This window comes from Acidovorax cavernicola (assembly GCF_003581445.1).
Genome location: NZ_QXMN01000005.1, coordinates 123,210 through 141,828, shown reverse-complemented (window position 1 = coordinate 141,828; position 18,619 = coordinate 123,210). Strand labels below are relative to the sequence as shown.

Annotated in this window: 19 protein-coding genes; 6 read left to right on the top strand and 13 right to left on the bottom strand. The window is 66.9% G+C overall.

What is annotated here, in order from left to right; genetic code table 11:
* Positions 1-3: 3 nt before the first annotated feature.
* From D3H34_RS07505 to flgB, 10 genes are all read right to left on the bottom strand, one after another.
* Complete coding sequence (locus D3H34_RS07505; protein ID WP_119552811.1) at positions 4-1,569, bottom strand: methyl-accepting chemotaxis protein; 1,566 nt, start codon at positions 1,567-1,569, stop codon at positions 4-6.
* Between the two features lie 69 nt (positions 1,570-1,638).
* Entirely contained in the window at positions 1,639-2,610 is a 972-nt protein-coding gene (flgJ, locus tag D3H34_RS07500; RefSeq protein ID WP_167481148.1) for a flagellar assembly peptidoglycan hydrolase FlgJ, read from the bottom strand.
* 16 nt (positions 2,611-2,626) lie between these two features.
* On the bottom strand, positions 2,627-3,685 hold the full coding sequence (locus D3H34_RS07495) for a flagellar basal body P-ring protein FlgI (protein ID WP_119552853.1): 1,059 nt from the start codon (positions 3,683-3,685) through the stop codon (positions 2,627-2,629).
* Between the two features lie 152 nt (positions 3,686-3,837).
* Positions 3,838-4,533: a flagellar basal body L-ring protein FlgH gene (locus D3H34_RS07490; protein ID WP_119552809.1), complete on the bottom strand. Its 696-nt coding sequence runs from the start codon at positions 4,531-4,533 to the stop codon at positions 3,838-3,840.
* Positions 4,533-5,315 (bottom strand): flagellar basal-body rod protein FlgG, encoded by a 783-nt coding sequence (gene flgG / locus D3H34_RS07485; protein ID WP_119552808.1) that lies wholly within the window; start codon positions 5,313-5,315, stop codon positions 4,533-4,535. Before flgG ends, D3H34_RS07490 begins: the two co-directional genes overlap by 1 nt.
* A 34-nt stretch (positions 5,316-5,349) precedes the next feature.
* Entirely contained in the window at positions 5,350-6,096 is a 747-nt protein-coding gene (locus tag D3H34_RS07480; protein WP_119552807.1) for a flagellar basal body rod protein FlgF, read from the bottom strand.
* A gap of 13 nt (positions 6,097-6,109) precedes the next feature.
* Positions 6,110-7,324: a flagellar hook protein FlgE gene (gene flgE, locus D3H34_RS07475; protein ID WP_119552806.1), complete on the bottom strand. Its 1,215-nt coding sequence runs from the start codon at positions 7,322-7,324 to the stop codon at positions 6,110-6,112.
* A gap of 82 nt (positions 7,325-7,406) precedes the next feature.
* Positions 7,407-8,093: a flagellar hook assembly protein FlgD gene (locus D3H34_RS07470; RefSeq protein ID WP_119552805.1), complete on the bottom strand. Its 687-nt coding sequence runs from the start codon at positions 8,091-8,093 to the stop codon at positions 7,407-7,409.
* A 43-nt stretch (positions 8,094-8,136) separates the two neighbouring features.
* Positions 8,137-8,532 carry a flagellar basal body rod protein FlgC gene (gene flgC / locus D3H34_RS07465; RefSeq protein WP_119552804.1) on the bottom strand — a complete coding sequence of 132 codons (396 nt, stop codon included), beginning with the start codon at positions 8,530-8,532 and terminating at the stop codon, positions 8,137-8,139.
* Positions 8,529-8,936 carry a flagellar basal body rod protein FlgB gene (gene flgB, locus D3H34_RS07460; RefSeq protein WP_119552803.1) on the bottom strand — a complete coding sequence of 136 codons (408 nt, stop codon included), beginning with the start codon at positions 8,934-8,936 and terminating at the stop codon, positions 8,529-8,531. Before flgB ends, flgC begins: the two co-directional genes overlap by 4 nt.
* A 220-nt stretch (positions 8,937-9,156) precedes the next feature.
* On the opposite strand from flgB, the gene flgA reads away from it, so the two are divergent.
* The 6 genes from flgA (at position 9,157) to D3H34_RS07430 (ending at position 14,153) form a co-directional block, all read left to right on the top strand.
* The gene (gene flgA, locus D3H34_RS07455) at positions 9,157-9,855 is read left to right on the top strand and encodes a flagellar basal body P-ring formation chaperone FlgA (RefSeq protein ID WP_119552802.1); all 699 of its coding nucleotides are present in this window, start codon (positions 9,157-9,159) and stop codon (positions 9,853-9,855) included.
* An 82-nt stretch (positions 9,856-9,937) separates the two neighbouring features.
* Positions 9,938-10,234, top strand: a complete 297-nt coding sequence (gene flgM / locus D3H34_RS07450) for a flagellar biosynthesis anti-sigma factor FlgM (protein WP_119552801.1) — start codon at positions 9,938-9,940, stop codon at positions 10,232-10,234.
* Entirely contained in the window at positions 10,231-10,698 is a 468-nt protein-coding gene (locus tag D3H34_RS07445; protein WP_286185508.1) for a flagella synthesis protein FlgN, read from the top strand. Before flgM ends, D3H34_RS07445 begins: the two co-directional genes overlap by 4 nt.
* Positions 10,699-10,704: 6 nt before the next feature.
* Entirely contained in the window at positions 10,705-11,142 is a 438-nt protein-coding gene (locus tag D3H34_RS07440; RefSeq protein ID WP_147400405.1) for a YadA-like family protein, read from the top strand.
* 55 nt (positions 11,143-11,197) lie between these two features.
* Positions 11,198-12,097, top strand: a complete 900-nt coding sequence (locus tag D3H34_RS07435; RefSeq protein WP_147400404.1) for a response regulator transcription factor — start codon at positions 11,198-11,200, stop codon at positions 12,095-12,097.
* An 814-nt stretch (positions 12,098-12,911) separates the two neighbouring features.
* The gene (locus D3H34_RS07430; RefSeq protein WP_119552798.1) at positions 12,912-14,153 is read left to right on the top strand and encodes a tyrosine-type recombinase/integrase; all 1,242 of its coding nucleotides are present in this window, start codon (positions 12,912-12,914) and stop codon (positions 14,151-14,153) included.
* 91 nt (positions 14,154-14,244) lie between these two features.
* On the opposite strand, the gene D3H34_RS07425 is transcribed toward D3H34_RS07430, so the two are convergent.
* From D3H34_RS07425 to D3H34_RS07415, 3 genes are read right to left on the bottom strand one after another with little or no spacing between them, the layout of a single operon-like run.
* Entirely contained in the window at positions 14,245-15,858 is a 1,614-nt protein-coding gene (locus D3H34_RS07425) for a GMC family oxidoreductase (RefSeq protein WP_119552797.1), read from the bottom strand.
* A 39-nt stretch (positions 15,859-15,897) separates the two neighbouring features.
* On the bottom strand, positions 15,898-17,370 hold the full coding sequence (locus D3H34_RS07420) for an aldehyde dehydrogenase (RefSeq protein ID WP_119552796.1): 1,473 nt from the start codon (positions 17,368-17,370) through the stop codon (positions 15,898-15,900).
* Positions 17,371-17,393: 23 nt separating this feature from the next.
* Positions 17,394-18,617, bottom strand: coding sequence for an ABC transporter substrate-binding protein (locus D3H34_RS07415; protein WP_119552795.1), 1,224 nt, complete (start codon positions 18,615-18,617; stop codon positions 17,394-17,396).
* Positions 18,618-18,619 lie beyond the last annotated feature (2 nt).

Genomic DNA, 18,619 nt, shown 5'->3' with positions numbered 1-18,619 from the left:
CGCTCAAGCCGCCACGGCTTCGTCGGCGTCGAGCTTGAAGGTGCTCACGGCCTGCACGAGGCTGCCAGCCTGCTCCTGCAGCGACTGCGCCGCCGCCGAGGCCTCTTCCACCAACGCCGCGTTCTGCTGCGTCACCTGGTCCATCTGCGTGATCGCCTGGTTGATCTGCTCGATGCCTGAGGTCTGCTCCTGGCTTGCTGCCGTGATCTCGCCCATGATGTCCGTCACACGCTTGACGCTGCCCACGATCTCTTCCATCGTGCGACCGGCTTCGGCGACCTGCTTGCTGCCTTCTTCGACCTTTTCCACCGAGTCGCCGATCAGGGTCTTGATCTCCTTGGCTGCTGCGGCCGAACGTTGGGCAAGGCTGCGGACTTCCGAGGCGACCACGGCAAAGCCCCTGCCTTGCTCGCCTGCACGTGCAGCTTCGACCGCAGCATTCAGCGCCAGGATGTTCGTCTGGAACGCGATGCCGTCGATCACGCCGATGATGTCCACGATCTTTTTCGAAGACGCGTTGATCGAGCCCATCGTGTCCACCACTTGGGACACCACAGCGCCGCCCTTCACCGCGACTTCCGAAGCCGACACCGCCAGCTGATTCGCTTGCCGCGCGTTGTCCGCGTTCTGCTTCACCGTCGAGGTCAGCTCTTCCATCGATGCAGCCGTCTGCTCCAGCGAACTGGCCTGCTCCTCGGTGCGCGACGACAGGTCCTGGTTGCCCGCCGCGATCTGCCGGGACGCCACCGCAATCGAATCGGTCGAGGCCTTGATGCGCGTCACGAGATCGGTGAGCGTGTCTTCCATCTCGCCCATGCCGCGCAACAGCCGGCCGAAGTCGCCGCCGCGGTCGGTCTCGAACTCCTGGCTCAGGTCACCCGAGGCGACGGTCTCGGCGATCAGCAGCGCCTCGGCGACCGGCTGGGCGATGCTGCGCGTCAGCAGCCACGCGAGCACCACGCCCAACGCCAGCGCGGCCACGGCCAGCGCGACGATGTAGAGCCGGCCGGTGCGGTATTGCACGTCGATGGCGGCTGCGGTGCTGTCGATGTGCTTCTGCTGGTGCGACACCATGGCACGGATGCTCGCGTCGTAGCCATCGAGCATCGGCAGCAGCTGCGTGTCGGTGCGCGTCGCGGCCTCGTCCTTCTGCCCACCGGCCTTCAACTCGAGGATCTGCTTGCGCAGTGCGACATAGTCGCCGCGCCGCTTCTGGATGTCGGCGCTCAACGCCAGCTCGTCGGGTGTCGTGAGCAGCGCTTCGAGCGCCTTCTGCGTTTCGGAGATGGTGGCGCTGGTGGCGGCGATCTGCTTTTGCAGGTGCGCCTGCACCTGCGCATCGTCGCTCTTGAGCAGCGCGAAGGTGCGCACGCTGTTGGTGGCGGTGCCCAGCTGCCAGGCAGCGGCCAGCCGCTCCTTCGACAAGGTGCGCGAGGCCAGCTCCTGCGTGGCCTCGCCCACGTGCCGCAGCCGCAGCACGCCGGTGCCCGCCACGGCCACCAGCAGCGCCAGCACCAGCGCAAAGCCTGCGCCCAGGCGCATGCCGATCGTCCAATTCTTTACCGTCATTCGCTTGTCTCCTCTCGGGGCCTCTCGTATCGTTGTTCTCGGGTCCGGGCAGTCGGCAGGGCGAATGGCTCAGCCGAGCTTCTGCATGATGCGAACCAGCTTCTCGCCGTAGCGCGGATCGGTCGCATAGCCCGCGCGCTGCAGGCCGTGCGCAGCCTCAGCCGGGTCGGCGGTGGCCAGCACGTTGGCGTAGCGCGGGTTGCGCGTGATGAAGCGCGCGTAGTCGGTGAAGGCCTCCTCGTACGAGGCATAGGCACGGAACTTCGCGCGCACCTTCTGCGGCTCGCCGTCGATGTACTCGGTGGTCGTGGTCTCGACCGTCGCGCCCTTCCAGCCGCGGTCGGCCTTGATGCCGAAGAGGTTGAAGCTTTGCATGCCGTCGTCGGCGCGGATCTCCCGCTTGCCCCAGCCGGATTCGAGCGCGGCCTGCGCCAGGATCAACGGCGCGGGCACGCCGCTGGCCGCGCTGGCCGCTTGCGCCGAAGCCCCCATGCGGTCCACGAATGCATCGACCTGGCCTTGCAGCGAGGCGTTCGCAGCCGGCGCGGGGCCGCTCCTGACTTGATAGACGCCGAGGTCGGCGCTGGTCGACACGCGCCCGGCAGGCGCCGAGCCGATGGGAATGCCCGCGCGCGGGCCGTACGGCAGGCCGGCGGGCGCTTCAAGAGAGAAAGCCTTGGTGCCGATGCCTTCGTCCGTTCCGGCTTCGGGTGCGGATGAAGGCATCTGCCGCCGCAACTGCGCCAGCATCGCCTCGGCCAGCCCCACGCCACGCCCCGAGAGGTTCTGCGCGAGCTGCTGGTCGAACATCGAGAGGTAGACCTTCTGGTCCTGGCTGTCGAGCAGGCCGGTGGACGGCGTGGCCTCGCGCATGCTCTTGAGCACCATGTTCATGAACAGCGCCTCGAACTGGCGCGAGACCTGCTGCAGGCCCTCCTCGGGCGAAGTGCGAACGGTGCGCCGCAGCGCGTCGACGCCCTGCACATCGAGTGCGAAACGCTGGTCGAGCGCGCCGCTGCGGTCGGCCGCGTTGGGAGACATGGTCATCGCGCTGGCCTCAGATGATTTCGAGTTCGGCGCTCAGCGCGCCCGCCGACTTCATGGCCTGCAGGATCGACACCAGGTCCTGCGGATTGGCGCCCAGGCTGTTCAGTCCCTTGACCACATCGGCCAGCGAAGCACCGCCGCGCACCATCTGGATCGCGCCGCCGCCCTGGTTGACGGAAATCTGCGAGGTCTGCGCCACCACCGTGCTGCCGCCGGAGAACGCGCCCGGCTGGCTGATCACCGGCTCGGTATTGATCACCACCGACAGGTTGCCGTGCGCGATGGCGCAGTCCTTCACGCGCACCGCCTGGTTCATCACGACCGAGCCCGTGCGCGCATTGACCACCACCCGCGCGCCCGCCTGCGTGGGCGTGACCTCGAGCTCCTGCAGCTGCGCGAGAAAGCCCACGCGCCGCTGCGGCTCGGGCGCCTGCACGCGGATCACGCGCGCATCCATCGCTTCGGCCGTGCCGGCGCCGAACTGCCGGTTGATCGCATCCGTAGCGCGCTGCGCGGTGCCGAAGTCGGAGCGGTTCAGCTCGATGGTGAACGAGCCTTCCGCGCCCACCGGCGCCTCGACCGTGCGTTCCACCAGCGCCCCGGCGGGTATGCGCCCCGAGCTGAGCTGGTTGACCTGCACCTTGCTGCCGTTGGCCGCGGCGCCCGCGCCACCGACCACCATGTTGCCCTGCGCGACGGCATACGTTGCGCCGTCCACGCCCTTGAGCGGTGTCATCAGCAGCGTGCCGCCGCGCAGGCTCTTGGCATTGCCCATCGACGACACCGTGACGTCGATGTTCTGGCCCGGGCGCGCGAACGACGGCAACGTGGCCGTCACCATCACGGCCGCCACGTTCTTCAGCTGCATGTTCACGCCCTGCGGGATCGTGATGCCCAGCTGCTGCAGCATGTTGTTCAGGCTCTGCGTGGTGAACGGCGTCTGCATCGTCTGGTCGCCCGTGCCGTCCAGGCCGACCATGAGGCCGTAGCCGATGAGCGGGTTGTCGCGCACGCCTTGAATGCTGGCGAGTTCCTTGAGCCGTTCCGCGTGCGCGGGCGCAAGGAACATGGACGCGACCACCGCAAGCACCGCGATGCGCCAGCGAGCCGAACCATGCGTGGGATGCCGCGGAACCGGCTTTGCCGGGCCGCAGGCATCGCCCCCTGCAAGGGGGTTGGCGTAGCGACACGAAGTGCGCGAAGACTGGGGGTTGGTCATGTCTAGAACGGCATCACGTTCAGGAAAATTCTTTGCATCCATCCCATGTGTTGAGCTTCATCGATGTAGCCCTTGGCCGAGTACTCGATGCGCGCATCGGCCACCAGCGTCGAGGGCACGGTGTTGTTGCCCGACACGGTGCGCGGGTTCACCACGCCCGAGAAGCGGATGAACTCCGTGCCCTGGTTGATGCCCATCTGCTTCTCGCCGCTCACCAGCAGGTTGCCGTTGGTCATCACGTCGGTCACGGTGACGGTGATCACGCCGTTGAAGGTGTTGTTGGCATTGGCGCCACCCTTGGCGTTGAGCGTGTTGGTGCCCGACAGCTTGGTGTCCTGCCCGTCGAGCAGGCCGCCGATGAGCTTGGGAATGGCCGCGAACACGCTGGTCGTGTTGCCTGTGCGGCTGGCGTTCGCACCCGAGTTCTTGGTCGCGTTGACCTTCTCGCTGATGACGATGGTGAGGATGTCGCCCACGTTGCGCGGGCGGCGGTCTTCGAACAGCGCGTTGGCGCCGGGGCCGTCCTGGAAGATCGCACCGGGGGCGCGCCGCGCCTGCACGGCCGCGTACTGGTCGGCGCGCGCCGTCATCGGCTGGTGCACCAGCGGCTCGCGCGGCACCTGCGCGCAGCCGGCGGCCAGCGAGGCCGCGAGCAGCAGCGCCGCCGCCCGGCGAAGAAGACGCTCCCCCGCACCCATCACAACTGGGCCAGGCGCTGCAGCATCTGGTCCGAGGTCTGGACCGCCTTGCTGTTGATCTCGTACGAGCGCTGGGTGGCGATCATGTTGACCAGCTCTTCCACCACGTTGACGTTCGACGCTTCAACGTAGCCCTGGCTCAGCGTGCCCGCACCGTCCACGCCGGGGTTCACCTGGTTGGGCGCGCCCGAGGCGTCGGTCTCCGCATACAGGTTCTCGCCCATGCTCTGCAGGCCGGTCGGGTTGACGAAGGTCGCGAGCTGCAGCTGGCCAACCTGCACGGTGTTGGTGCCGCCCGCCTGCACCACCGACACGATGCCGTCGCGGCCCACGGTGATGCTGGTGGCGTTGGCCGGGATAGTGATGGCCGGTTGCACCGGGAAGCCGCTGGCGGTGACCAGCTGGCCGTCGCGGTCGGTCTGGAACGAGCCGTCGCGCGTGTACGAGGTGGTGCCGTCGGGCATCAGCACCTGGAAGAAGCCGCTGCCGCTGATGGCCACGTCGGTCGGCTTGTCGGTCTTGGTGAGATTGCCCTGCGAGTGGATGCGCTCGGTGGCGACCACGTGCACGCCGGTGCCGACCTGCAGGCCCGAGGGCAAACGCGTCTGGTCGGAGCTCTGGCCGCCGACCTGGCGCAGGTTCTGGTAGACGAGGTCTTCGAACACGGCGCGGCTGCGCTTGAAGCCGGTGGTGCCGACGTTGGCCAGGTTGTTCGACACGACGTCGAGCTGCGTCTGCTGCGCGTCCAGGCCGGTCTTGGCGATGTAGAGGGAGCGGATCATTTCGGTGAGTTCCTGCGAAGGGGTTGCGTGCGGTTCAGCCGTAGGCCAGCAGCTTGTTGGCGGTCTGCGCGTTGATGTCGGCGGTCTGCAGCGACTTCATCTGCATCTCGAAGCTGCGCGCGTTGGCGATCATGGCCACCATGGCATCGACCGGCTGCACGTTGCTGCCCTCGATGGCGCCGGAGATCAGCGTGACGGCCTCGTCGGCCTCGGCCGGCGGCAGGTCGGCGCGCATGCGGAACAGGCCGTCGTCGCCGCGCACCAGGTCGGCCGTCGGCGGGTTGACCAGCTTCAGCCGGCCCACTTCGGCGATGCCGGTCATCGTGGTCGAGGCCGCGTCGCGCGAGCCCACGAGGCCGTTCGACGCGATGCTCACGGCCGCGCCGGGCGGCACGGTGAGCGCGCCGTTGTCGCCCACCACGGGGCGCCCGCCCATCGTCGTGAGCTGGCCGTCGGCGCCGATCTGCAGGTTGCCCACGCGCGTGTAGGCCTCGCTGCCGTCGGGCGCCTGCACCACCAGCCAGCCCTCGCCGGCCACGGCCACGTCGAGCGCGCGGCCGGTCTGCGTGAGCGGGCCGTGCGTGAAGTCGGCGCCGGGCGTGGTGGCGGCCACGAAGGCGCGCGTGGGCGCTTCTTCGCCCACCACGGGCACGGCGCGGAAGGTCGCGATCTGCGCACGGAAGCCCGGCGTCGAGACGTTCGCCATGTTGTTGGCGACCACGGCCTGCTGCTCCATGGCCTGCTTGGCGCCGCTCATGGCGACATACAGCATTCGATCCACGCGGTGTTCCCGGTCAGCGGATGTTCATGAGCGTCTGCATGACCTGGTCCTGCGTCTTCACGGTCTGCGCGTTGGCCTGGTAGTTGCGCTGCGCGACGATCAGGTTCACCAGCTCGGAGGTCAGGTCAACGTTGGACGACTCCAGCGCGCCCGACGCCAGCGAGCCGGCCTTGCTGCCCTCGCCCGGCGTGCCGGTGAGCGCATTGCCCGAAGCCTGCGTTTCCGCCCACACGTTGTTGCCCTTGGGCTCCAGGCCGTTCGGGTTGGCGAACGACGACAGCACGACCTGACCCAGCAGCCGGGTCTGTTCGTTGGAGAACTTGCCGGTGATGGTGCCGTCGGGGTTGATCGAGAACGCGGTGAGCTCGCCCGACTTGTAGCCGTCCTGCCCCAGCTTGCTCATGCCGTTGGCACTGCCGAACTGCGTGGTGCCCGTGAGGTCGACGGAAGCCGTGAGCGGCGAAGCGCCGTTGGTGAAGTTGAGCGGCCCGATGTTCAGCTTGCCCGAGGCCGGTGCGGTCATGACGCCCTTGGCGTCGAAGCTCAGGGTGGACAGCGCGGCGCCGCCGTTCAGCGGCGCGCCATCGGAGGTGCCGTACACGCTCCAGGTGTTGGCCGCCGTCTTCACGAAGTACACGGCCACGTCGTGCGGGTTGCCCAGCGAGTCGTAGATGGGCCCGATGGCGTTCGGGTAGTTGTAGGTGGCGGCGTCGGTGGGGCTGAACGGCGTCTTGGCGGGCACCGTGCTGCGCGCGTCGAGGTTGAACTGGGCCGTGACGTTGCCCGTGGGCTTGGGCGCCATCATGCCGCCCTCGATCTGGATCGGGCCCGGCGTGCCGCCGCTGATGCCGCCGCTGGCATTGGCGCCGTAGCCGGTCAGGCGCAGGCCCTGCGCGTTGACGATGTAGCCGTCCTTGTCGCGCGTGAACTGGCCGTTGCGCGAGTAGAAGACCTCGCCGCTGGTGCTGGCCAGGCGAAAGAATCCGTCGCCGTTCAGGATGGCCACGTCCAGCGGGCGCGTGCTCGACTGCGTCACGCCCTGCGTGAAGTTCTGCGTCACGCCCGACACCGAGGCGCCCAGGCCCACGCGCGAACCGGCGTACACGTCCTGGAAGGTGGCGGCAGCCGACTTGTAGCCCACCGTGCCCGAGTTGGCGATGTTGTTGCCGATGACGTCGAGGTTTGCCGCGGCCACGCCGAGTCCGCTGATGCCTTGGGAAAAACTCATGAGGGGTCCTTGTTCGATGCGAGGAAGAAAAGCAGAAGCGCGAAGAGCGCGGTCCCACGTGGGCCGCGTCGAATACGAAGACTCAGAGGAACAGGCGCACGTCGCCCAAACCGATGCTGGCGCCCGAGGCCAGCTCGAGCGTGACGCCGCCGGCGCCCTGCTTCACCGCAGCCACCTGCGAGAAGGTGAGCGAGGTGGCCTTCACCGCCGTGCCGCCGTTGCTGGCATCGACCGTGAAGCGGTAGGCGCCGGGCGCCACCACGACGCCCAGGTCGTCCTTGCCATCCCAGGTGACGGCGTTGACGCCTTCCTTCATCGCGCCCGCGTCGATGGTGCGGATCACCTTGCCGGTGCTGTCGACGATCTTGATCTCGACGTCGGCGGCGGTGCCCGGCAGCTGCACGGCGAAAGCCTGCGTCGCAGGCGGTTTGCCGTCCTCGGGCTTCTTGGTGGTGAGCACGTCGCCGGGCGACAGCACGTTGTAGCCAATGAGCGAAGTGGCCTGCAGCAGCTGGTTGGCGCCCGTCTGGTTGACGAGGCCGGAGAGCGTGGCGTTGAGCTTTTCGATGCCGCTCACCGTGCTCATCTGCGCGAGCTGCGAGGTGAGTTCGGCGTTCTGCAGCGGGTTGAGCGGGTCCTGGTTGTTGAGCTGCGTCACGAGCAGCTTGAGAAAACGCTGCTCGCTGTCGGCGTTCGAAACGCTGTTGTTGCTGTTCGCCGCCGTGGGCGCGTTCAGCCCGCTGATGGACGAGGTGTCGGAAAGGGCCATGGGTCTGTCGATTCGGGTTCTTCTTGCGGGAGGCGTGCGTGGCTTACTGGCCGATGGTCAGCGTCTTGACCATGAGCGTCTTGGCCGTGTTGAGCACCTCGACGTTGGCCTGGTAGCTGCGCGAGGCGGAGATCATGTTGGTCATCTCCTCGACCACATTGACGTTGGGCATCGCCACGTAGCCTTCGGCATTGGCGTGCGGGCTCTTGGGGTCGAACACCAGCTTGGCGGCCGACGGGTCTTCGATGACGCCGGCCACCTTGACGCCGCCGATGTCGCGCCGGCCCGAGGCCGCCACCTCGAACACCACCTGCTTGGCGCGGTAGGGCTGGCCGTCGGGACCGGCCACGCTCTCGGCGTTGGCCAGGTTGCTCGCGGTCACGTTCATGCGCTGCGATTGCGCGGTCATGGCGGAGCCCGCCACGTCGAAGATGTTCATGGCTGCACCGCCGACAGGAGCGACTTGATCTTCGCGTTGATGAGGGTCAGGTTCGATTCGTAGCGCAGCGCGTTGTCGGCGAAAGCCACGCGCTCGACGTCCATCTCGACGGTGTTGCCGTCGAGGCTGGACTGGTGCGGCACGCGGTACTGCAGGTCGTGATTGGCCGTGGCCTGCGCCTGGCCCGCGAGATGACGCGACGACGTGGTGGCCATCGATACCGACGATGCGGCGCGGCCGCGCTCGACGGCTTCGCTCAGGCGCGCGCCGAAGTCGAAGTCGCGCGCCTTGTAGTTCGGCGTGTCGGCATGGGCGATGTTGGCCGCGAGCACCTCCTGGCGTTCCGCCCGGAGATGGAGCGCTTCGCGGTGGAAGCGAAAGGCCGCATCCAGCTTGTCGATCATCTTGGTTCCATCTGTTGAAGGGTCGCCAGTGCACGGGGCGCAGCGACCGATGGAAAGCGAGTCTATGCATGCGGCGCGTTTGCAATCGCCCGAACAAAGGGGGGTTTCGCCTGCTGCTCGCACCTTCGCCGAAGGGGCAATTTCATAAGAATTCATGGGCGCCGGGTGCGGCTTCTTCGCACCGGCGTTTTCGATTCTTCGCCCTCTTTCTTCGCCTTCGATGAACCTTTTGCCGCTTCGCCGACACCTGCTGCGCACCGCCTGCGCGATGGGGCTGTGGTGCGCGATGTCGTCCGGCGCGGTCGCAGGTGACACGGCAGAGGCGGCGGTCCGGACCTACCTCCAGGTGCAAAGCGCCGGCCTGCCTGGGAAGGTGACGGTCAGCCTCGAAGGACGCGGCACCGCCGCCCTGCCGCCGTGCGAAGCGCCCGAGGTGTTCCTGCCGCCGGGCGTCACGCCGTGGGGCCGCATCTCGGTGGGCGTGCGCTGCCATGCCGAGCGGCCGTGGACGCGCTTCGTGCAGGCGCGCGTCGCGGTGGAGGGTCGCTACTTTGTGGCCGCGCGTGCCATCGACGCGGGCCATTCGCTGAACGCCGGCGATGTGGTCGAGCGCACCGGCGACCTCACGCGGCTGCCGCGCTCGGTGGTCACCAGCGCGGCCGAGCTGGCCGGGCAGGTGAGCGCCAACCGCGTCGCGCCCGGCGCCCCGATCCGCAAGGAGCTGCTGCGCGGCGTCGCCGTGATCCAGCAGGGCCAGGCCGTGAAGGTGGTGGCGCAGGGGCCGGGCTTCGTGGTCAGCACCGAGGCCAAGGCCCTGAGCGGCGCCGCGGTGGGCGCGGTGGTGCAGGCCAGGACCCTGGACGGCCGGGTGATCCGCGGCGTGGCCGACGAGGAAGGACAGGTCCGGCTGGTGCAGTAGCGCCCTCGCAGGCTTCATGCACGCCCTTCCTAAAGTTCTCGCCCCGGCTGCCGATATACGGGTCAGCCCCTGAGGAATCACCTTGAAAATCGATCCCACCGCCCCTTCGGCCACGCCCCTGCATCGCACGTCCACACCGGGCGGCCTCGCCTCGTCGACGGCCGCCGACGCCGTGCAGCGCCCCAAGGAAGTGGCACAGGCCTCCGCGCTCGTCCATGCGATGCCCGCCGCCGTGGGTGGCAGCGATTTCGACGCGGCACGCGTGGCCGCCATCCGCGAGGACATCCGCGCCGGCCGCTACGAGATCCGCCCCGAACGCATCGCCGACGGCCTGCTGGCCAGCGTGCGCGAGCTGCTCGGCCCGAAGGGCGAGGCATGACCCACTTGTCGGCCCACCTGCTGGCCCACCTGCGCGCGCAAGCAGACTGCATCGCCGAATTCCTCGTGACGCTGGAACAGGAAGCGCAGGCCATGTCGGACAGCGCCTTCGACGCGCTGAACGCCATCGCCGGCCACAAGACCGCACTGCTGGACCGCATGGCCGAACTCGACGCGCAGCGCGAATCGCTGCAGGCAACGCTGGGCTTCGCGCCCGGCCGTTCCGGTGCCGACGCAGCCGCCGCGGCAGGCGGCGCGGCAACACGCCAGGCCTGGAACGAACTGCTTGCAGTGGCCGAAGAAGCGCGCAGCCGCAACCTGCACAACGGCACGCTGGTCTACGCGCACCTCGATTTCACGCAGCAGGCCCTGCACTTCCTGCAGGCCCGCGCCCAACCTTTCTACGGCCCCGACGGTGTGCGCAAGACGCAGGCCGGCGCGGGCACCCGGCTGGCCGCCGGCTGAGCACACGTGAACGCATCCGCACGCTTCGCCCCTCAGCCTCCACGCACCGCGATGGCGCTGGTGCTGCTGTGGCTCGCGTGCGCCGGTGCCCATGCCTTCGAGCTCGCGCCCGCCGTGCGGTCGGACGACGCCATCAACCTGGGCCAGTTGCACCCGGTACGCGCGGCCGTCGGCGAGACGGCACGCATCGCCTATTCGGGCGCGGCCATGGCCATTGCCATGTCGGCCGCCTATGTGCCGTCGTACCGGCCCGGCGAGCAGGCCATCGGCCTGGCCTTCGGCAGCTACCGGGGCTACACGGCCGCGGCGCTGGGCTTCAAGCGCACGTCCGGCGACGGCGACACGGCCTGGGGCATGGGCGTGTCCAGCACCGGCCGGGACTGGGGCTTCAACGCAGGCATCGGCTGGAAGCTGCCGCGCAGCACCGGCGCCGCACGCCCCTGATCCTCCTGCCACCCTCCCGGGCGCCCTTCACCACCCTCGCATGGATGCCATCGACATGAAGACTCCCCTTTCCACGCCAATGCACTGCAACGACATGGCCGCGCAGCAGGGATCACGCTGCATCGCGATGGTGGGTTGCGACGAGGCCCAGCAGGCCGGCTGGGGCAACCGCCTGCGCCTGATGGGCTGCGAGCCCTTGCATTTCGACGACAGCGCTCACTTCCTGCTGGCGCTGACGCAGGGCCAGCAGTTCGACCTGTTGCTGGTCGTGCTGAATGACGAAGGCGCCTGGCCGATCCTCACCGCCATGTGCCGCGCACTGCGCATTCCCATCTTCCTGGTGGCGCGTGCATTGCAGCGCGAGCTGCTGGTCGATGTGTTGTCGGCCGCGGGCGACGAGGCGCCGGGCGCCGGCATCGACTTCGCGGTGCTGCCTGTGGACGAGTTCGAGCTGGAGCTGCGCGTGCGCGAGTCGCTGCGCCGCAACCGCACGCTGCTGCAGCCGCAGGCCGCGGTCGCGTGCTTCGGCGACTACCAGTTCCTCGGCGAGCGCCGCGTGGTCGTGCACCACGGCATCGAAGCGCGCCTGAAGCCACGCGAGTTCGAACTGGCGCTGCTGCTCTTTCGCAATGCAGGCCGATTGCTGGAGCGCGACTGGCTGCTGGCCTCGCTGTGGGTGGACGCGCGCATCGAACGCACCAGCCGCACGCTCGACTGCTGCGTGGCCAGCATCCGCCGCAAGCTCTCGCTGCACAAGGGCGGCGAGTACGTGTTGCTCTCGGTGTACGGACGGGGTTACGAGCTGCGCCACATGGCGCCGGCGACGCCGTGCGTGTCAGACATCGCGGGGATCACGGACATCACGGAGAGCGAGGATGCCGCGCTGGTCGACACCGCGGACTTCCCCGACACGTCGAACGAGCCGGTGTGGCTCGGTGAAAGCGCTCGGGCGTGACCCGCTGCGCGAGAAAACTGTGACGACCTCCAGCCTCGAGGAACCACCGCAAAGGGCGGGTGCCGAAGCGTCCTCTACCAACGCCAGAAGACCGTCGCCCGCAGTATCCGCGGCCAACCTGAAGCCTGGCTGAAGCCGCGCACAAAACCCTTCTCTCTTCCCGCTCAGCCACCAGTCAGCGAACCCCCGTTCAATGGCAGGGCACACCGTGAGGGAGACATCGATTGCAGGACACCATGAGACTACTCGCAGAGGCATCGCTGATTCTTGCCCTGGCCATCGTCCTGGGCGGATTGGTGCTCGGGCTGCTGGCGAATCATCAGGACCCGGACGACTAGGTCCCCCGACTCAAACGCCTCCTCGAGGGGAATAGGCTGCCCAAGGGGCGGTGGCAATCGACGGGACGCTGTCGGCGAGGGTGTTTGTAGGCACCTTGAATCGGATGCCGCTCGATGCCTACACGGATGCCTACCGACTGTCGGTGTGAGACAGCTTTGGAAGGGGTGGGGAGTGGACCGAAACGCAGGCGGCAGAATCGGCTAACGCCTTGATTCTGCTGAGTTTTCGGTGGGAAACGGGCAAAAAAATAGCCCCTTGCGGGGCCATTCTTGGAGGAGAGGGAGGCCCCGTCATCATAACTGCAGGTAAATACAAAGGCAACCAACAAGGCACAAAAAACCTTTAGCACCAGTAGCTTAGGTAATTCGATTGGTACAAGGAAATGCAGCAAAAACCAAGGCAGCGCAGCACTTAAAGGGGGTAATATAGGGGGTACAGCCAGTTCGAATGCGGATTTTGGCTATACAACTTTTGTATGCGCCACAACCTCCTCACCGACGCCGCCGTAAAAAGCAAAAATAAAGCGCCCGGCTACTACCTCGACGGGCGCGGCCTGTACCTGCAAATAGCCCCTAAGGGCGGCCGCTCCTGGTTGCTGCGCTACACCATGGCCGGCAAGACACGCGAAATGGGGCTGGGTTCGATATTTGATGTGGGGCTGGCCCGCGCCCGAGAGTTGGCCCAGCAACAGCGCGAACTGGTAGCCCAGGGCGTCGACCCCATTGCCCATCGCGACAAGCTGCGGGTTGAGCGCAGCGTCGCCGAAGTGCAGGCAGCCCAAGCAAGCGTGACCTTCGAGGCTTGTGCTCGGGAATATCACAAAGCCCATGTCGACAACTGGAAGAACGCCAGGCATGGTGACCAGTGGATCAATACGCTGTCTACGTATGTCTTCCCAGTCTGCGGCAAGCTGCCTGTGGGGGCGGTGGGCAAAGCTGAAATCCAAAAGGCCCTCCTCCCCATTTGGAAGAAGAAGGCCGAGACTGCAAGCCGTGTATTCCAACGCATTCGGACGGTCATCAACTACGGTGCAGCCAAGGACTACTGCCTGGGGCTGGATCAGGAATTCTGGGAACAGTTGAAGCTGGCATTGGGGGCCAATGATCGGGCGCGCAAGGTCGAACACCATCCTTCGTGCCCGCACGCGGAAGCGGGGGCGTTGCTGGCAACCGTGAAAGCTGGCACGGCCACACCCATGGTGAAGTTGGCATTCGAGTTCATCGTGCTAACAGGCGCACGCAGCGGCGAGGCGCGCGGAGCGCAGTGGTCCGAGTTCGACGCCCTCCTCTCAAGCTGGACCGTGCCAGGCGAACGCATGAAAGCCGGCCGGAATCACAGGGTTCCCTTGTCGCGGCGCGCCCACGAGATCTTGCTGGAAGCGCGTGAACTACAGGGCCTCGACGCGACCAAGCCCGGCGAAGGCCTGGTGTTCCCCAACCCCGCTGGCAAGCCCTACAGCGACATGGTGTTCACGCAGCTGATGCGGCGCATGGAACTGCCGTACACGATGCACGGCTTCCGCGCGAGTTTTCGCACCTGGGGCATGGAGGAAACCCAGTATCCGGACGAGATGCTTGAGTTCGCGCTGGCACACGTTGTGGGAGACCAGACCGTGCGTGCCTACGCGCGCAGCGATATGGTGGAGCGACGTAAGCAGTTGATGGAAGACTGGGCCGCCTACGTCGTACATCAGATGAATCCAGCCGCAGACTCTTAGTTCGTAGGTTGCGTACCGCCAATGCGCACGGCCAACCGACGACACCGACAAGCAAACAAGAACCCGGTCCCCGACAGTTGGAAATCTGGTGTCAACGCCTCGCAGCCGTACGGATCATGTCGGCGCCCTTTTCCCCAATCATGATCGCTGGCGCGTTCGTGTTGGAAGAGGTGATGCGTGGCATGACGGAAGCATCCACGACCCGCAGGCCATCGATGCCGCGCACTCGCAGTTCATGGTCCAGCACGGCCATGCCGTCGCTGCCCATCGCGCAAGTTCCCACCGGGTGGTAGACGGACTGAGCCGAGTCGCGGATGAAATCCTCCCACTCGCTGTCCGACTGGACCGCCTTGCCCGGCGCGTGCTCGCTCCGGATGAAGCGTGACAGCGGCTCGGTCTCGAAGGTCTTGCGTATCCAGCGAAGTCCCTCGCGCATCACCTGCAGATCCTCCGCGTTGTCCAGGTAGTTCGCGTGGATGCGCGGGTAGTCGCGCGGGTTCGCGCTCGCGAGGCGAATGCGGCCGCGCGCCTGAGGCCGCAGCAGGCTGCACGAGGCATTGATGCCCGGGAAGCTGTCCAGCGCGATGTCGCCCTTCTTGCTGATGTTCAGGCTCATCGGCCGGAAGCTGACCTCCACGTCGGGCCGGGTGGCCTGCGGCCCGACGCGGGCGAAGGCTGTCGCCTGGACCGCGCCGATGTTTAGGTAGCCGCTGCGGTTCGCGAAGTACTTCATCGCCTCGACGTACAGGTTCGGCCCCGAGAGCTTGTGGTTCAGGGAGATGGACTTCTCGCACTTCGCCACGTAGTACACGTACAGGTGGTCCTGGAGGTTCTCGCCCACGCCCGGCAGGTCCAGCGCGACGTCGATTCCATGCTCGCGCAGATGGGCCGCGGGGCCGATGCCCGAGAGCATCAGAAGCTGAGGCGAATTGATCACGCCACCGCACAGGATGACCTCGCACCGGGCGGTGGCAAGCTTGCCGACGCCACGCTGCGAATAGCGCACGCCCGTGGCGCGCCGGCCTTCGAGCACCACTTTTTCGGCAAGCGCTTCGACAGCGACATGCAGGTTGGCGCGCCCGCGCACCGGGTGCAGGAAGGCAACCGAGGTCGAGCTTCTGCGGCCATCGCGCACGGTGACTTGCGCCCGTCCGACGCCTTCCTGCACGCCGTCGTTGAAATCCTTGCGCAGGGGCGAGCCGGTGTTGATCGCCGACTCGATGAAGAGCCGCCCGGCAGGATCGTCGATGACCGGATCGCTCACCGCCAGCGGCCCGCCGGCGCCATGCAGTGCACTGGCGCCGTGCTGCTGGTCTTCGCTGCGGCGAAAGTACGGCACCACGTCATTCCAGCCCCAGCCCGGATTGCCCAGGCGCGCCCACTGGTCGTAGTCTTCCGGGTGGCCGCGCAGGTAGACCATGCCGTTGATCGAACTCGATCCGCCCAGCGTCCTGCCGCGCGGCCAGTAGATCTGCCTGCCGCGCAGGTTCGGTTCCGGCTCGGTGAAGTAGCCCCAGTTGACGGCGCTGGGCCGGAAGACCTTGGTCGTTCCGGCGGGGATCTTCATCCACATGCTGCGGTCCTCGGGGCCGGCTTCAAGCAGCAGCACCGTTTTCGAGGGGTCTTCGGAAAGCCGGTTGGCGAGCACGCAGCCCGCTGATCCCGCGCCGACGATGATGTAGTCGTACTGTTCTGTGGGTGTCATGAGAGACGTTGTTCCTGATGGCTTGGGGCAGGGCTGGCACTAGATGCGCATCACGAACGGATTCGCGGTCGGCGCGTCGTAGTTGAGCCATACGCTCTTCGTTTGCAGGTAGCCCTCGATGGCCTCCAGGCCGTTCTCGCGCCCCAGCCCGCTGCGCTTGAAGCCGCCAAACGGCATGTGCACGCCCAGCGCCCGGTAGGTGTTGATCCAGACCGTCCCAGCCTCCAGTGCGTTGGCCATCCGGAACGCCCGCCCCATGTTCTGGGTCCAGACGCCTGAGGCCAGACCGTAGAAGGTGTCGTTGGCGATCTCGAGCGCCTCGCGCTCGTCCTTGAAGGTGAGGATCGACAGCACGGGCCCGAAGACCTCCTCGCGCGCGATGCGCATGCCGTTGTGGATGCGGGTGAAGATGGTCGGCTCGACGAACAGGCCACCGAGTTCGGCGCTGGGGCGTCCGCCCAGCACGCAGTGGCCGCCTTCGTTCTTCGCGATCTCGATGTACTTCAGGATCTTGTCGTACTGGGGCCGGGTCGCGATCGGGCCGATCTGGGTGTCGGGCAGGTTCGGATCGCCCAGGCGCGCGACCCTAGCGACCTCCACCAGCCGTTCGACGAATGCGTCGTGAATGCTCTCCTGCACGAGCAGGCGCGAGCCTGCGATGCAGGTCTGACCCGCCGCCCCGAAGATGCCCGCGACCGCACCGTTCACCGCGTCATCCAGGTTGGCATCGTCGAAGACGATGTTGGGCGACTTTCCGCCCAGTTCCATCGTCACGCTCTTGAAGTCGCGCGCGGCCAGTTCGTTGACGCGCTGACCGGCCGACTCGCCGCCGGTGAAGGCGATCTTTGCCGTCAGCGCATGGGTCACCAACGCCTCGCCCAGGTCGGCCCCCAGGCCGGTCACGATGTTCACGACACCCGGCGGGAAGCCGGCCTGCTCGAACAATCGCCCGAACTCCAGCGAAGAGGCCGAGGTGTACTCGGACGGCTTGACGACGACCGTGCAGCCGGCGGCCAGCGCGGGAAAGGCTTTCGATGCCAGCAGCGCCAGCGGCGAATTCCACGGCGCGATGCACACCACGACCCCCACGGGCTCGCGGCGCGTGTAGGTGAACATGCCGCTGCGGTCGGGCGGCGGCACGCTGCCCTCCACCTTGTCGGCCAAGCCCGCGTAGTAGTGCGCCATGTGCGCCACGGCATTCAGCTGCGCGCGCATTTCGGCGAAGAGCTTGCCGTTGTCGCGGACCTCGGTGCGCGCCAGCGCCTCGGCCTCACCGGCGATCAGGTCACCCAACCGGCGCAGCAGCGCGCCGCGCCCGCTGGCGGTGAGCGATCCCCAGGGGCCCTGTTTCAGGGCCCGGTGGGCTGCGCGCACGGCGGCATCCGCATCCTCGGGTGCCGCCTTGGGAATGCGGGCCCAGGGCTGGCCGGTGTAGGGGTTCTCGGTGTCGAGCGTCTGGCCGGAACGGGCGTCCAGCCATTGCCCGTCGATGAGCATCTTGTAGTCGTGCATGGTTCTGTCCTGCGTTGCGTGGTCTATTCCTCGCTGCCCATGACGGCACCGAAGGGCTCCCATTTCTGGCCGTTCAGCCGCACCATCTGCAGCTGCCGCACCGGGAAGAAGTTCTTGTCGCTGCTGTTGGCGAAGATGCCCGGCAGCATCAGCTTGAAGCGCACGTTCTTCATGCTGGCGGCCTGCTTCATCAGGTTCTCGCGCGAGAGGTCGTCGCCGCACTGCTGCAGCACGTGCACCAGTGCCTGGGCGGCGACATAGCCGAAGACGTTCATCCAGTCGGCCTTGTTGGCGTCGGGCAGGTACTTGTCCATGAAGGCGTTCCACTCCCGCATCTCGGGGTAGTCCTTCCAGCGGTCGTCGGTCGCCTCCATCAAGTAGGCCGCGCTGATGATCCCCTGCCCGTTCTCCAGGCCCGCGGGCCGCATCACGGCGCCCATCGAGATCGAGATGCTGGTCAGGAAGTGCGTCGGCTTCCATCCGACCTCGGCCACCTTCTTGATGGTCTGGGCGGCGAACTTCGGCGTGGTGATGTTCACCAGCACATTGGCACCCAAGGCCTTCATCTTGAGGATCTGCGAGTCGACGGTGGCGTCCGTGGGCTCATAGGTGGTCTCCGAGACGATCAGGCTCTTTGCCTTGTCGCCGAATCCCGCCTTGAGGCCGCCGACATAGTCGCGGCCGAAATCGTCGTTCTGCGACAGGATCGCAACCCGTGCATCAGGAATGTTGGCCAGGATGTACTTCGCATAGATCGCGCCTTCGCTGTGGTACGTCGGCTGCCAGCCGATGGTCCAGGGGAAGGTCTTCGGATCGATCAGCCGCGTCGAGCCCGCGCCGATCAGGAGCTGCGGCACCTTCTTGTTGTTCAGGTACTTCTGCACCGCCAGGTTGGCCGCGGTGCCGACCGAATTGAACACGGCGAGCACCTGGTCCTGTTCGACCAGCTTGCGTGTCTGCTCGACCGTCTTGGGCGGACTCAGCGCATCGTCGTAGGAAAGGTAGTTGATCCGGCGGCCGTTGACGCCACCCTTCTCGTTCACCATCCTGAAGTACGCCGCATGCATCTTCGCGATCGCACCGTAGGCCGACCCGGGGCCGCTGTAGGGGCTGGTGTTGCCGATCTTGATCTCGGTGTCGGTGACGCCGGGACCGTATCGTTTCTCGGCCCGCCCGGACAGTGGCCCTCCTATCAGCAGTGCTGCGAGGGCCGTGAGGCCGGTTCTTCTGGAAAAGCGCGTGTGCATGT